7 protein-coding genes are annotated in these 15,095 nt (G+C 73.5%); 6 read left to right on the top strand and 1 reads right to left on the bottom strand.

All coding sequences use genetic code 11. The features are described from left to right. Window positions 1-43: 43 nt before the first annotated feature. Window positions 44-433, bottom strand: a complete 390-nt coding sequence (locus tag IF01_RS0123585) for a DUF302 domain-containing protein (RefSeq protein WP_030395514.1) — start codon at window positions 431-433, stop codon at window positions 44-46. Window positions 434-837: 404 nt separating this feature from the next. On the opposite strand from IF01_RS0123585, the gene IF01_RS0123580 reads away from it, so the two are divergent. The 6 genes from IF01_RS0123580 (at window position 838) to IF01_RS0123555 (ending at window position 14,897) form a co-directional block, all read left to right on the top strand. Beyond that, complete coding sequence (locus IF01_RS0123580) at window positions 838-2,160, top strand: discoidin domain-containing protein (RefSeq protein ID WP_244215602.1); 1,323 nt, start codon at window positions 838-840, stop codon at window positions 2,158-2,160. 2 nt (window positions 2,161-2,162) lie between these two features. Further along, on the top strand, window positions 2,163-3,488 hold the full coding sequence (locus tag IF01_RS0123575; protein ID WP_030395512.1) for an MFS transporter: 1,326 nt from the start codon (window positions 2,163-2,165) through the stop codon (window positions 3,486-3,488). Further along, window positions 3,485-4,459, top strand: a complete 975-nt coding sequence (locus IF01_RS0123570; protein WP_030395511.1) for a TolB-like translocation protein — start codon at window positions 3,485-3,487, stop codon at window positions 4,457-4,459. The genes IF01_RS0123575 and IF01_RS0123570 overlap by 4 nt, the downstream gene beginning before the upstream one ends. A 345-nt stretch (window positions 4,460-4,804) precedes the next feature. After that, window positions 4,805-9,133: a bifunctional nitrate reductase/sulfite reductase flavoprotein subunit alpha gene (locus tag IF01_RS0123565; RefSeq protein ID WP_030395510.1), complete on the top strand. Its 4,329-nt coding sequence runs from the start codon at window positions 4,805-4,807 to the stop codon at window positions 9,131-9,133. Between the two features lie 145 nt (window positions 9,134-9,278). Next, window positions 9,279-10,292: a LacI family DNA-binding transcriptional regulator gene (locus IF01_RS0123560; RefSeq protein ID WP_030395509.1), complete on the top strand. Its 1,014-nt coding sequence runs from the start codon at window positions 9,279-9,281 to the stop codon at window positions 10,290-10,292. A 312-nt stretch (window positions 10,293-10,604) separates the two neighbouring features. Continuing rightward, on the top strand, window positions 10,605-14,897 hold the full coding sequence (locus IF01_RS0123555; protein WP_030395508.1) for a discoidin domain-containing protein: 4,293 nt from the start codon (window positions 10,605-10,607) through the stop codon (window positions 14,895-14,897). The last annotated feature ends 198 nt before the right edge of the window (window positions 14,898-15,095 follow it).

Below are 15,095 nucleotides of genomic sequence, written 5' to 3'. Positions count from 1 at the left end.
GAAAAGGGCCCACTCCGGGTGGGCCCGCCCGCTCGTCCGCCGGTCAGGCGGTGAGCGAGTCCAGGGCCGCGCGCAGCCGGGCGGCCGCCTCGTCGGCTACGGCCGCGAGCTCGGGCTTGCCGGTGACCCGGACGAGCAGCTGGGGGTCCATGGCCTCGACCAGGGTGCCCCCGTCGACGGCGCGGACCACGACGTTGCACGGGAGCAGCAGTCCGATGTGGCGGTCGGCCGTCAGGGCGCGGTGGGCGAGGGGCGGGTTGCAGGCGCCGAGGATCAGGTAGTCCTCGAGCTCCTCGTCGAGCTTGGCCCGGAGGGTGGCCCGTACGTCGATCTCGGTGAGCACGCCGAAGCCCTGTTCGGCGAGGGCGGTCCGGACCTGTTCGACGGCCTCGGTGAAGGGCAGGTCGAGGGTGACGGCGATCCCGTGGTCCATGTGGTGCTCCGTTCCTGGTGCGGCGGCGCGGTTCCGTCCGTGCCGCCCGTGCGTGGTGCTCGTGCTTCTCCTCCACTGTACCCCCGGGGGTATTTTTCCGGGCCTGCGTGGGCGGTCGGTCGACGTAGGCCCGGGTGTTCGCAAGGGAGTTCGGCGCGGTCCGGGTATTGTCAGGAAACTTTACTTACCACTAGGCTCCCCGTCGGCGGCTTGGCGCGGCGCCCGCACCGCGGGGCGTGACGTGCTCAGCGAGAGCTCTGACCCGGCCGCTGCGGTGGTGCGGGCCGCCGCTCGGCCGGCGTGCCCGCGTGCGGGCCGGGCCGGAGTCCAGCTCTCGCCGTCGTTCGAGGTCAGGGAGTCCAGGGATGCGTCCCGAAGTCTCAGTGAGGCCTGTACACATCGGAGTGTTCGCCGCCGTGCTCGTGCTGGTGGGCGGACTGTTGCTCGGCTGGTCCGGGCGGGCGGGAGCGGCGGGCGATCCGCTGCTCTCGCGGGGCAAGGCCGCCACGGCCTCGTCCACGGAGGGCTCGTCGTACGCGGCGGGCAAGGCGTTCGACGGGAACACCGGTACGCGGTGGGCGAGCGCCGAGGGGAAGGACCCGCAGTGGCTGCGGGTCGACCTCGGGGCGGGCGCCGCCGTCTCGCGGATCAAGCTGGTCTGGGAGGCCGCCTACGCCAAGGCGTACCGCCTGGAGGTGTCCGCGGACGGGACGACCTGGACCCAGGTCGCCGAGGAGAAGGCGGGCAACGGCGGGACGGACGACTGGACCGGCCTGGGCGGGAAGGGCCGCTACGTCCGGATGTACGGGACGGCGCGCGGCACCTCCTACGGCTACTCGCTGATCGAGATGGAGGTCTACGGGACGGCCGACACGACGCCCACGCCCACGCCCACCGGACCGTCCCCGACCGGGCCCACGCCGGGCGGGGCCTTCACCGTGGTCGCGGCGGGCGACATCGCCGCGCAGTGCACCGCCTCGGACAGCGCCTGCGCGCACCCGAAGACCGCGGCGCTGGCCCAGCGGATCGACCCGAAGTTCTATCTGACGATGGGCGACAACCAGTACGACGACGCCCGGTTGGCGGACTTCAAGAACTACTACGACAAGACCTGGGGCGCGTTCAAGGCGAAGACCCACCCCGTCCCCGGCAACCACGAGACCTACGACCCGGCCGGCTCCCTCGCCGGCTACAAGTCCTACTTCGGCAGCATCGCCTATCCGCAGGGCAAGAGCTGGTACAGCTTCGACGAGGGCAACTGGCACTTCGTCGCCCTCGACTCCAACGCCTTCGACCAGAGCGCCCAGATCGACTGGCTGAAGGCCGACCTCGCGGCGAACGGCAAGAAGTGCGTCGCCGCCTACTGGCACCACCCGCTGTACTCCTCGGGCGGGCACGGCAACGACCCGGTCTCCCGGCCGGTGTGGCGGATCCTCTACGACGCCAAGGCCGACCTGGTGCTCAACGGCCACGACCACCACTACGAGCGGTTCGCCCCGCAGGACCCGGACGGGAAGGCCACCGCGGACGGGATCGTCGAGATCGTCGGCGGCATGGGCGGCGCCGAGCCCTACCCGATCGAGCAGGTCCAGCCGAACAGCCAGAAGCGGATCAGCGGCGAGTACGGCGTGCTGAAGCTCGACTTCACCGACTCCGGGTACGGCTGGAGCTACGTCGGCACGGACGGCAAGGCCAAGGACACCAGCCCGACCTACAGCTGCCACTGATGATGTACCTGGCCACCACCGGCCGCCGTTCGGACGCGCCGCCCCGCCCCGTCGGGGTGGGGCGGCGCGTCCCCGGCACGGTCGTCGCGCTCGGGGCGGTCAGCCTGGTCACCGACATCTCCTCGGAGATGGTCACCGCCGTGCTGCCGCTCTACCTGGTGCTGGGCCTCGGCCTGTCACCCCTCCAGTTCGGCTTCTTCGACGGACTGTTCAACGGCGCCACGGCGCTGGTCCGGCTCCTCGGCGGGCGGCTCGCCGACCGGGGCGGCGGCCGCCACCGGACCGTCGCCGGGGCGGGCTACCTGCTCTCGGCCCTCTCCCGGCTCGGCCTGCTGCTGGCGGGCGGGGCGGCCGGCGGGATCGCCGCCGCGATGGCCGCCGACCGGCTCGGCAAAGGGGTGCGCACCGCGCCCCGGGACGCGATGATCACGCTCAGCGCGCCGCCGGAGGCCCTCGGCCGGGCGTTCGGTGTGCACCGGGCGATGGACACCACCGGGGCGCTGCTCGGTCCGCTGGTGGCGTTCCTGGTCCTGTGGGCGACGGCGGACGCCTACGACGCGGTGTTCGTGGTCAGCTTCGCCACCGGCCTGCTCGGCGTGGTGGTGCTGGGGCTGTTCGTGCCCGCCGACCCGGGGGCGCCGACCACCCTCGTACGGCCGACGCGCGTCCCCAAGCCGGCCCCGGTCCCGAAGCCGGCCCCGTCCCCCAAGCCGGCCCCGGTCCCGAAGCCTGCCCCGTCCCCCAAGCCGGTCAGGACCGCGCCCCGGGTGCTCGCCGACCCCGCCTTCCGGCGGGTGGTCGTGGCCGCGGCCCTGCTCGGTGCCGCCACCATCGGCGACTCCTTCCTCTACCTGCTGCTCCAGCGCGGCCTCGACCTCCCGGCCGCGCTGTTCCCCCTGCTGCCGCTGGGCTCGGCGGCCTGCTACCTGCTGCTCGCCGTCCCGGCCGGGCGGCTCGCGGACCGGAGCGGACGGCGGATCCCGTTCCTGCTCGGCCACGGCGCCCTGCTCGCCGCCTACCTCACCCTGCTCGCCCCGGCCGGACCGGCGGTCGCGGTGCTGGTGCTCGTCCTGCTCGGCGTCTTCTACGCCGCCACCGACGGCGTGCTGATGGCCCTGGCCGCGCCCGCGCTCCCCGTCCGGGGCCGGGCGAGCGGGCTCGCCGTCCTCCAGACCGGCCAGGCCCTGGCCCGCCTGGTCGGCGCCGCCGGCTTCGGCGCGGCCTGGACCTGGTGGGGGCCGCGCCCGGCCCTGGCCGCGGCCGCCCTCGCCCTGGCCGTCGCCCTCACCGCCGCCTGGCGGATCCTCCCGGGAAGGAAGGCCCGATGAAGTCCCGTTCGACCGCGCTGGTCCTCGCCGTGCTCGTCCTCCTGGGCGGCGCCCTCGGCTATGTGCTGCACGCCAGGGAACGCGGCGGCGGGCCGCAACTCGTCGCGGCGGAAGCCTCGTTCACCCTGGAGGAGCCCGGCCTCTACTACCGCGACACCGCCACCGGCCGGGTCGCCCGCAGCCCGGGCGGTGTGGCGGACGGCCCGTCCTGTGCCCGGTTCTACGCCGCGGGGGACCGGGCCCTGTGCCTGCGCGCCCTGCCCGGAACCCCGGCCCGCACCGAGGCGGTGGTCTACGACCGCCGGTTCACCGAGCTCCGGAAGGTGACCGTCCCCGGCATCCCCAACCGGGCCCGGGTGTCGCCCTCCGGCCAGGTGCTGTCCTGGACCACCTTCGCCGTCGGCGACTCCTACGCCGCCGGCCGGTTCTCGACCCGGACCTCGGTCCTGGACCTGCGCACCGGCTATCTGATCAAGTCCGTGGAGGAGATCCCGCTGACGATCGGGGACACCCGCTACCACGCCGCCGACATCAACTACTGGGGCGTCAACTTCGCGGCCGACGACAACCGCTTCTACGCCACCGTGTCGACGGGCGGCCGCACCCACCTGGTCGAGGGCGACCTCAAGGCCTGGTCGGCCCGCACCCTGCGGGAGAACGTCGAGTGCCCCTCGCTCTCGCCGGACGGGACCCGGATCGCCTTCAAGAAGAAGGTCTCCGCCGACCCTGTCGCCCCCTGGCGCCTCTACGTCCTCGACCTGGCCGACCTCCGCGAGCACCCGCTCGCCGAGACCCGGAGCGTCGACGACCAGGCCGCCTGGCTCGACGACGGCACCCTCGCCTACGCCCTCCCGGCCCACGGGAGCAAGGCCACCGACGTCTGGTCCACCCCGGCCGACGGCAGCGGGACGCCGAGCCTCGTCCTCCCCGGCGCGTCCTCCCCGGTCACCGTGCCGCCGGCGTCGCGCTGACGCCGCAATACGTACGTCCCCGCGCCCGTCCCCGCGTCCGTCCCCGCCGCCCGGCGGGTGCGGGCGCGGCGGCGTCTTGGCAACGGGCCACCCGCCGTGCCAGTGTGCGAAGGCGGTCGGTCGGCCGGGTCCGCGGGGTCGGGTGCGTCCGGTGGGCGGTGCGGCCGGCCCCGGACTCACCGGGGCCGGGCACCGGCCGTGCGGCGGGGTTTACGCACGGCGTCCGGGTTCGTGATCCCGTGTTAACGCCGTCTTCCTACGGTGCCGGTGGTGGGCCTCCTCACCGTCGGACGGCACGGACCGGCAGGACCGAGGCCGGAGATCGCTACCTGAGAGGGAGCCGTGGTGACGGTACCGGACCCGAATCCCGTCCAGCGTGTGCGCACCGTCTGCTCGTACTGCGGTGTCGGCTGCGGCATGCTGCTCGACGTGGCCGTCGACGGGGAGACCGGGCGGCGCACCGTGCTGAAGGCGTCCGGGGACCGCGACCACCCCGTCAACGCCGGCCGGCTGTGCACCAAGGGCGCCACCACCGCGGACATGCTCGCCGCGCCCGGGCGGCTGACCACCGCGCTGGTCCGGGCCGAACGCGGAGCCGAACCCGTGGCCGAGGACGTGGACGCCGCCATCACCGCCACCGCGCGCCGGCTGCGGGCGGTGCTCGACGAGCACGGGCCGGACGCGCTGGCCTTCTACGTCTCGGGCCAGCTGACGCTGGAGGCCCAGTACCTGGTGAACAAGCTCGCCAAGGGCTTCGTCCGCACCAGCCGGATCGAGTCCAACTCCCGGCTGTGCATGGCGAGCGCGGGCAGCGGCTACAAGCTGTCGCTGGGCGCGGACGGGCCGCCCGGCTCCTACCGGGACCTCGACCACGCGGACGTGTTCCTGGTGATCGGCTCCAACATGGCCGACTGCCACCCGATCCTGTTCCTGCGGATGATGGACCGGGTCAAGAAGGCGGGCGCCAAGCTGATCGTCGTCGACCCCCGGCGCACCGCCACCGCCGACAAGGCCGACCTCTTCCTCCAGATCCGGCCCGGTACGGACCTGGCGCTGCTCAACGGACTGCTGCACCTGCTGGTCGAGAACGGCGACACCGACCCGGCCTTCATCGAGGAGTTCACCGAGGGTTGGGAGCAGATGCCCGGCTTCCTGGCGGACTACCCGCCCGCCGAGGTCGCCCGCACCACCGGCCTCGCCGAGGAGGACATCCGCGCCGCCGCCCGGATGATCGGCGCGGCTGCGGAGTGGACGAGCTGCTGGACCATGGGGCTCAACCAGTCCACCCACGGCACCTGGAACACCAACGCCCTGGTCAACCTGCACCTGGCCACCGGCGCGATCTGCCGCCCCGGCAGCGGCCCGTTCTCCCTCACCGGCCAGCCCAACGCGATGGGCGGCCGGGAGATGGGCTACATGGGGCCGGGCCTGCCCGGGCAGCGGTCGGTGCTGGACCCGGCGGAACGGGCCTTCACGGAGGAGCTGTGGGGCCTGCCGCCCGGCACGCTGCGCACCGAGGCCGGCCGGGGCACCGTCGAGATGTTCGAGCGGATGGCCGAGGGGGAGATCAAGGCCTGCTGGATCATCTGCACCAATCCGGTCGCCTCGGTCGGCAACCGGAAGACCGTCATCGCCGGACTGGAGGCCGCCGAACTCGTCATCACCCAGGACGTGTTCGCCGACACCGAGACCAACGCCTATGCCGACGTGGTGCTGCCCGCCGCCCTGTGGGCCGAGACGGAAGGCGTGCTGGTCAACTCGGAGCGCGGCCTCACCCTGGCCCGGCCGGCCGCCGACCCGGTCGGCGGGGCGCTGCCGGACTGGCGCATCGTCGCCCGGGTGGCCTGCGAGATGGGCTTCGCCGAGGCCTTCGACTACGCGAGCGCGGAGGAGGTCTTCGAGGAGCTCAAGCGGGCCTGGAACCCGAAGACCGGCTGGGACCTGCGCGGTGTGAGCTACGCCCGGCTGCGGGAGACCCCGGTGCAGTGGCCGGCCGCCGACCCCGACGGGCCGGAGCGCAACCCGGTCCGCTACCTCAACGACGGGGTCAGCCAGACGCTGCTGGAGCGGCAGGACGGGAGCCGGCCGAGGCTGGCCTTCCCGACCCCGTCCGGGCGGGCGGTGTTCTTCGCCCGGCCGCACCTGCCGCCCGCCGAACTGCCGGACCAGGACTACCCGTTCTGCCTCAACACCGGGCGGCTGCAGCACCAGTGGCACACCCTCACCAAGACCGGCCGGGTCGCCAGGCTCAACCGGCTCGACCCGGGTCCGTTCGTCGAGATCCACCCGGAGGACGCGGAGGCGCTGGGCGTGGTCGACGGCGACCGGCTGGAGGTGGCGTCGAGACGCGGCCGGGCCGTGCTGCCGGCGGTGGTCACCGACCGGGTGCGGCCGGGGGACTGCTTCGCGCCGTTCCACTGGAACGACCTGTTCGGCGAGTACCTCAGCATCAACGCGGTCACCAGTGACGCGGTCGACCCGGTGTCGTTCCAGCCGGAGTTGAAGGTCTGCGCGGTCGCGCTGCGGCCGGTCGCGGCCCCGGTCCCGCCGGAGGCGGCAGCGCCGCCGGCAGTCGAGCCCGTCGCGGTCGCGGAGTCCGTGCCGTCGACCGAGCCGGTGACCTCGGAGCAGCCGTCCCAGCCGGTCGTGGGACCGCAACTCACGGCGCTGGCAGGGCTGCTGGGCCTCGACCCGGTCGAGGCGCCGCGGCTGACGGCCGCCGAACGCGCCTATCTGGCGGGCTTCCTGGCCGGTGTCCCGGCCGCGCCGCCGGGCACCGCCGGGGTGCCGGTACTGCCGCCGCAGGCGCCGGTCGACCCCGAGCGGGCGCGGTGGGTCAACGGCATGCTGGCCGGGGCGTACTCCCGCCTCCCGGCCGGACCGGTGGCGGCGTTCGGACCGGCGGCGCTCGGGCCGGGGGAGGCGTCGGAGGCGGCCGAGGCCACGGCCGGCCCGTCGGCCGTCGCAGAACCGGGGCGGACCGTGACCGTCCTGTGGGCCTCGCAGACGGGCACCGCCGAGGGGATCGCCGCCGCGGTCGCCGAGCGCCTGGTCGCCGAGGGCTGGCAGCCGCTGCTGCTCGCCATGGACCGGGCCGGGCCCGCCGTCCTGGCGGCCGGGGCGCCGGTGCTCCTGATCACCAGCACCTTCGGCGACGGCGAGGCCCCCGACAACGGCGCCGGCTTCTGGGAGGGGGTGCTCGCCGGGGCGCCGCCGGGCGCCGAGGGGCTGCGCTACGCCGTGCTCGCGCTCGGCGATTCGAGCTACAGCGACTTCTGCGGCCACGGGCGCCGCCTCGACCAGCGGCTCGGGGAGCTCGGCGCGACCAGGATCGCCCCGCGCGCGGACTGCGAGCCCGACTACCAGGACGCGGCCGACCGGTGGTTGGAGCAGGTGGTGGCCGCCCTGGCCGCCCTGGCCGCCCCGGCCGCCCCGACCGACGGCGGCACCCCGAGCGCCGCCCCGCCCCCCACCGCCCCGACCCCCACCGCCGCGCCGTCGCCGGTGGCTGCCCCCGCGCCCCGGTCCGGGTACTCCAAGGAGTCGCCCTTCGGCGCCCGGGTGACCGGCAACCGGCTGCTCAGCCTGCCCGGCTCCGCCAAGGAGGTCCGGCAGTTCGCCTTCGCCACCAGGGACGGCCTCGGCGGCACCGACCGCCACGGCGACCTCGGCTACCGGGCCGGCGACGTCCTGGGCGTCCGGGCCCGGAACTGCCCCGAGCTGGTGGCCGAGTGGCTGGCCGTCACCGGCCTCGACCCGGACGCAGCCGTCATCGTCCCCGGCGCCGGAGAGCTCCCGTTCGCCGAAGCGCTCGGCGGCCACCTGGAGATCGCCCGGATCACCCCGGACCTGCTCCGCTTCGTCGGGGAGCGGTCCGGCGACCGCGTCCTCAAGCGGCTGCTGCGGCCGGACAACACCGGGGAGCTGGCCAAGTGGACCTGGGGCCGGCAGGCCGTCGACGTGGTCGGCACGCTCGCCGTACGGGCCGGGGCCGCCGACTGGGCGGCGGTGCTGAAGCCGCTCCAGCCCCGGCTGTACTCGGTGTCCTCCAGCCCGCTGGTCCACCCGGACGAGATCCGGGTGACCGTCTCGGTGGTCCGTCACCCCAACGGCGCCGGCCGGATCCGCAAGGGCGTCTGCTCCACCTACCTCGCCGACCGCGCGGCCGACGGCCCGGTACCGGTCTTCGTCCGGCCCACCGCGCACTTCCGGCCCCCGGCGGACCCCGCCACCCCGATGATCATGATCGGCCCCGGCACCGGCGTCGCCCCTTTCATCGGCTTCCTGGAGGAGCGCCGGGCCCGCGGCCACACCGGCCCCAACTGGCTGTTCTTCGGCGAGCAGCGGCAGTCGACGGACTTCTACTACCGCGAGGAGCTGGCCGACTTCCGGGCCTCGGGCCACCTGGACCGCCTCGACCTCGCCTTCTCCCGGGACCAGCGCAACAAGGTCTACGTCCAGGACCGGATGCGCGAGCACGGCCTCGGACTCTGGGACTGGCTGCAGAACGGCGCCCACCTCTACGTCTGCGGCGACGCGGCCCGGATGGCCAGGGACGTGGACGGCGCACTGCGCGAGATCGCCCGCACCCACGGCGGCCTCACCGAGGAGGAGGCCGCCGTGCACCTCAAGCAACTGGCCGCCGACAAGCGCTATGTGCGGGACGTCTACTGAGAGCGCTGTGCGCGCGATGTCCACTGAGCCCCGTGCGTCTTCCCCGTGCGTCTTCCCCGTGCGTCGTCCCCCCGTGACCGTCCCGACGTAAACGGTCTTGCAAAAAGATGCAAGCCGTTTGCGTTCCTGCTCTAGACTCCCCGTCATGACGCGAAGACTTGCCGAGGTGGCCAAGAAGGTCGGTGTGAGCGAGGCGACGGTCAGCCGCGTGCTCAACGACAAGCCCGGCGTCTCGGAGGCGACCCGGGCGGCGGTGCTGACCGCGCTGGACGTGCTCGGCTACGAGCGGCCCACCCAGCTGCGCGGGGAGCGGGCCAGGCTGGTGGGTCTCGTGCTGCCCGAGCTCCAGAACCCGATCTTCCCGGCCTTCGCCGAGGCCGTCGGCGGTGCCCTGTCCGGCCACGGGTTCACCCCGGTGCTCTGCACCCAGACCGCGGGCGGGGTGTCGGAGGCGGACTACGTCGACCTGCTGCTGGCCCAGCAGGTCTCCGGCGTGGTCTTCTTCGGCGGCCTCTACGCGCAGGGCGACGCCCCGCACGACCACTACGCCCGGCTGGCCGAGCGCAGCCTGCCCACCGTGCTGCTGAACGCCGCCATCGACGACCTCGACTTCCCCAGGGTCTCCTGCGACGACGCGGTCGCGGTCGAGCAGGCCCTCGGGCACCTGCGGCAGCTGGGGCACCGGCGGGTGGGCCTGGTGCTCGGCCCGGCCGACCACGTGCCGTCCCGGCGGAAGCTGGCCGCGGCCAGGGCCGCCGCGGAGAAGTTCGGCCTGGAGCTGCCGGACGACTGCGTCGAGCGGGCGCTGTTCTCGCTGGAGGGCGGGCAGGCGGCGACCACCCGGCTGCTGCGCCGGGGCGTCACCGGGGTGGTGTGCGCGAGCGACCCGCTCGCCCTCGGGGCGATCCGGGCGGTGCGGCGCGCGGGGCTCTCGGTGCCGGCGGACGTCTCGGTGATCGGTTACGACGACTCCTCCTTCATGACCTGCACCGATCCGCCGCTGACCACCGTGCGGCAGCCGATCGACGCGATGGGCAGGGCCGTGGTGGAGCTGCTGGTCGGGGAGATCGGCGGGGTCCGGGTCACCCACGACGAGCTGCTCTTCGAGCCGGAACTGGTGGTGCGGGGGTCGACCGCGCCGGCGCGCGGGCGCGACTGACGCGGGCCCGGCCGGGAGCCGGGCACGGGAGCGGGACAGCGGCGGGCACCTTCGGGTGCCCGCCGCATTTTCGTGTACCCACCGTGACGCGGTCCGTTGACATGGCCGTATCCCCGCTGTAACTGTTGGGTGCTCAGCCGCAAAACTGCGACAGAATCTTGTCGTTTTTCTGATCGCGCCCGTCGAGCTCTTCGACGTGGCCAGCTCCGTACGTCCCGGGCCGCCGCCGAAGCCGCCGTCGGCCCGCCCCGCCGGCCGGCCCACGCCCGGTCGGTCCACCGGTACCGGTATCGATCAGAGACAGAGGGACTCATGCACCTGACCCGTATCCTCCGACGACTGACGGCTGCGTCGGTCGCGGTGGGGATGCTCCTGCTCGGGGGGCCGGTCGCACCGGTCGCCCACGCGGCGGGCGGACCCGACCTCGCGGCCGGCCGCCCGGTCACCGCCAGCAGTGCCAACGGCCAGTACGTCGCCGGCAACGTCAACGACGGTGACCGGTCCACCTATTGGGAGAGCGCCAACAGCGCGCTGCCGCAGTGGATCCAGGTCGACCTGGGCAGCGCGGCCGCCGTCGACCAGGTGGTGCTCGAACTGCCCGCGGCCTGGGAGAGCCGCACCGAGACACTGACCGTGCTCGGCTCCACCGACGGCAGCGGTTTCGCCACCGTGGCCGGCTCCGCCGTGCAGACCTTCGACCAGGCCGGCGGCAACACCGTCCGGATCGGCTTCGCCGCCACCACCACCCGCTACCTGCGGGTGCAGGTGACCGCCAACTCGGTCTGGCCGGCCGCCCAGATCTCCGAGTTCGAGGTCTACGGCGCGGCCACCTCCTCGACCGACCTGCTCCGGGGGCGCCCACTGACCGCCAGCAGCGCCAACGCGCCCTACCCGGCGGCCAACGCGGGCGACGGGAACGCGGCCAGCTACTGGGAGAGCGCCAACAACGCCTTCCCGCAGTGGATCCAGGGCGACCTGGGGTCGGCCGTCCCGGTGAGCCGGCTGGTGCTGCGGCTGCCCGCCGGATGGGAGCGCCGCACCCAGACGCTGAAGGTCCAGGGCTCCACCGACGGCAACGCCTTCACCGACCTGCTGCCCTCGGCGGCCTACACCTTCGACCCGCAGGGCGGGAACACCGCCACCGTCGACCTGCCGACCGTGACCACCCGCTTCCTGCGGCTGCTGGTCACTGCCAACTCGGCCTGGCCCGCAGCGCAGTTGGCCTCCTTCGAGGTCTACGGCCCGACGGCCGGCGACACCCGGGCGCCGAGCGCGCCGAGCGGGCTGGCGTACACCCAGGCGGGGCCGGGGCAGATCCGGCTGAGCTGGCAGGCGTCGACCGACGACGTCGGGGTGACCGGGTACGACCTGTACGCGAACGGGCAGTTGCTCACCAGCGTCGGCGGTTCGGTGCTGACGTACACCGACAGCCGCCCGGACAGCGCCACCGTCTCCTACTACGTCCGGGCCAAGGACGCGGCCGGCAACCAGTCGCCGAACAGCAACACCGTCACCCGTACCGGCCAGGGCGGCGACACCCGGGCGCCGAGCGCGCCGACCGGGCTGGCGTACACCCAGCCGGGGCCGGGGCAGATCCGGCTGAGCTGGCAGGCGTCGACCGACGACGTCGGGGTGACCGGCTACGACCTCTACGCGAACGGGCAGTTGCTCACCAGCGTCGGCGGTTCGGTGCTGACGTACACCGACAGCCGCCCGGACAGCGCCACCGTCTCCTACTACGTCACGGCGCGGGACGCGGCCGGCAACCGCTCCGCGAGCAGCAACACCGTGACCCGCGCCGGCAGCACCGGCGGCACCAACCTGGCGGCGGGCCGCTCCATCACCGCCTCCTCCACCGTCCACACCTTCGTCGCCACCAACGCCAACGACAACGACGTCACCACCTACTGGGAGGGCGCGGGCGGCAGTTACCCGAGCGTGCTCACGGTGGCGCTGGGCGCGAACGCCGACACCGAGTCGGTGGTGCTGAAGCTCGACCCGGCCGCGGCCTGGTCGACCCGGACCCAGACCGTCGAGGTGCTGGGCCGGGAGCAGAACGCGACGGCGTTCACCTCCCTGGTGGCGCCGAAGTCCTACACCTTCGACCAGCCGAGCGGGAACACCGTCACCGTCCCGGTGAGCGCCCGGGTGGCCGACGTCCAGCTGCGGATCACCGCCAACTCCGGTGCCCCGGCCGGGCAGATCGCCGAGTTCCAGGTGATCGGGCGGCCCGCCCCCAACCCGGACCTGGTGGTCACCGGCGTCACCGCGGCCCCGGCCGAACCGGTGGAGAGCGACCCGGTCACGCTGTCCGCGACGGTGCGCAACTCCGGCCCGGCCCCCGCCGGACCGAGCGCCGTCACCTTCTACCTGGGCACCACCAAGGTCGGCACCGCGCAGGTCGGTCCGCTGGCCGCCGGCGCCTCGGCCACGGTCTCGGCGCAGGCCGGTCCCCAGGCCGCGGGGAGCTACCCGCTCACCGCGAAGGCCGACGAGGCGAACGCCGTGATCGAGCAGGACGAGTCCAACAACAGCTGGACGAGCCCCGCCCCGCTCACCGTCCGCCCCGTCCCGGGCTCGGACCTGGTGGCCGCCCCGGTCGCCTGGTCGCCCGCCAACCCGGCCGCCGGGAACCCGGTGGACTTCACCGTGGCGCTCCGCAACCAGGGCAGCACCGCCTCGGCGGGCGGAGCCCACGGCCTCACCCTGACCGTCACCGACGCCGCCACCGGCGCCGTGGTGAAGACCCTGACCGGCTCCTACACCGGGGTGATCGCCCCGGGCACCACCACCGCCCCGGTACGGCTGGGCAGTTGGACGGCGGGCAACGGCCGCTACGCCGTGCGGACGGTGATCGCGCCGGACGCCAACGAGCCGGCCGTCAAGCAGGGCAACAACACCAGCGTCCAGCAGCTCTACGTCGGCCGGGGCGCCAACCTGCCGTTCGACACCTACGAGGCCGAGGACGGCGTACTGGCCGGCGGCGCGGCCGTGGTCGGGCCCAACCGCACCATCGGCGACCTCGCCGGCGAGGCCTCCGGGCGCCGCGCCGTGACGCTGGACCGCACCGGCGCCTCGGTGGAGTTCACCACCAAGGCGCCCACCAACACCCTGGTCACCCGCTTCTCGATCCCCGACTCGCCCGCCGGCGGCGGCACGGACGCGACCCTGGACGTGTACGTGGACGGCACCTTCCTCAAGGCCGTCGACCTCACCTCCCGGTACGCGTGGCTGTACGGCAGCGAGGCCTCGCCCGGCAACTCGCCCGCGGCGGGCAGCCCCCGGCACATCTACGACGAGGCGAACCTGCTGCTCGGTACCACCGTCCCGGCCGGGGCGAGGATCCGGCTGCAGAAGGACGCCGCGAACACCAGCAGCTACGCGATCGACTTCGTCAGCCTGGAGCAGGCGGTGCAGCAGCCGAACCCGGACCCGGCGAAGTACGCGGTGCCGGCCGGCTTCGGCCACCAGGACGTCCAGGACGCGCTGGACCGGGTGCGGATGGACACCACCGGGACCCTGGTCGGCGTCTACCTGCCCGCCGGGGACTACCGCACGGCGAGCAAGTTCCAGGTGTACGGCAAGCCGGTGAAGGTGATCGGCGCCGGGCCCTGGTTCACCCGCTTCCGGGCCCCGGCCGACCAGGCCAACACGGACGTCGGCTTCCGCGCCGAGGCGAGCGCCAACGGCTCGACCTTCGCCGGCTTCGCCTACTTCGGCAACTACACCTCGCGGATCGACGGACCGGGCAAGGTCTTCGACTTCTCCAACGTCTCCGGGATCACCATCGACAACATCTGGACCGAGCACATGGTCTGCATGTACTGGGGCGCCAACACGGACTCGATGCGGATCACCAACTCCAGGATCCGCGACACCTTCGCCGACGGCGTCAACATGACCAACGGCTCGACCGACAACCTGGTCTCCAACAACGAGGCCAGGGCCACCGGTGACGACTCCTTCGCGCTGTTCTCGGCGATCGACGCCGGCGGCGCGGACGAGAAGAACAACGTCTACGAGAACCTCACCAGCATCCTCACCTGGCGCGCGGCCGGCATCGCCGTGTACGGCGGCTACGCCAACACCTTCCGCAACATCCACATCGCCGACACCCTCTGCTACGCCGGGGTGACCATCTCCTCGCTGGACTTCGGGTACCCGATGAACGGCTTCGGCACCGATCCGACCAACCTCCAGAACATCTCCATCGTCCGGGCCGGCGGCCACTTCTGGGGCGGGCAGACCTTCCCCGGGATCTGGGTCTTCTCGGCCTCCAAGAAGCTGCAGGGGATCCGGGTGAGCGATGTGGACATCGTCGACCCCACCTACAGCGGCATCATGTTCCAGACCAACTACAGCGGCGGGCAGCCGCAGAACCCGGTCGCCGACACGGTGTTCACCAACATCGCGATCAGCGGGGCCCGGCGCAGCGGTGACGCCTTCGACGCCAAGTCGGGCTTCGGGGTCTGGGCCAACGAACTGCCCGAGCCCGGACAGGGCCCGGCGGTGGGCGAGGTGACGTTCAACCACCTCACGCTGAGCGGCAACGCGGTCGACATCCGGAACACGACCTCCACCTTCCGGATCAACGTCAACCCGTAGGGCCCCCGCCTCACGGCCCGAGCAGGGCGGGCGCCCCGGCGCGCCCGCCCTGCTCGGGCTGCCCGCAGCCGGTCGAGGGCGAGCCGCGCCCTTCGCAAGCAGTCTGTCAAAAGTTTGCGAGTTCGCGTCGTGATATTGCGGACCCCGCTTGCGGACTGCTTAAGTGAAGCCACCGCCCGGCGATGCCCCTTCCGCCGC

The organism is Kitasatospora purpeofusca (assembly GCF_000718025.1).
GTDB lineage: Bacteria > Actinomycetota > Actinomycetes > Streptomycetales > Streptomycetaceae > Kitasatospora > Kitasatospora purpeofusca.
Note: the sequence above shows the minus strand (reverse complement) of the source record. Positions and strands in the feature narration are given on the sequence as shown.

What these genes read in the sequence shown, in the direction of transcription:
- IF01_RS0123555 (WP_030395508.1), top strand. Translation starts at nt 10,605, where the DNA reads ATGCACCTGACCCGTATCCTCCGACGACTGACGGCTGCGTCGGTCGCG.
- IF01_RS0123585 (WP_030395514.1), bottom strand. Translation starts at nt 433, where the DNA reads ATGGACCACGGGATCGCCGTCACCCTCGACCTGCCCTTCACCGAGGCC.
- IF01_RS0123575 (WP_030395512.1), top strand. Translation starts at nt 2,163, where the DNA reads ATGTACCTGGCCACCACCGGCCGCCGTTCGGACGCGCCGCCCCGCCCC.
- IF01_RS0123560 (WP_030395509.1), top strand. Translation starts at nt 9,279, where the DNA reads ATGACGCGAAGACTTGCCGAGGTGGCCAAGAAGGTCGGTGTGAGCGAG.
- IF01_RS0123570 (WP_030395511.1), top strand. Translation starts at nt 3,485, where the DNA reads ATGAAGTCCCGTTCGACCGCGCTGGTCCTCGCCGTGCTCGTCCTCCTG.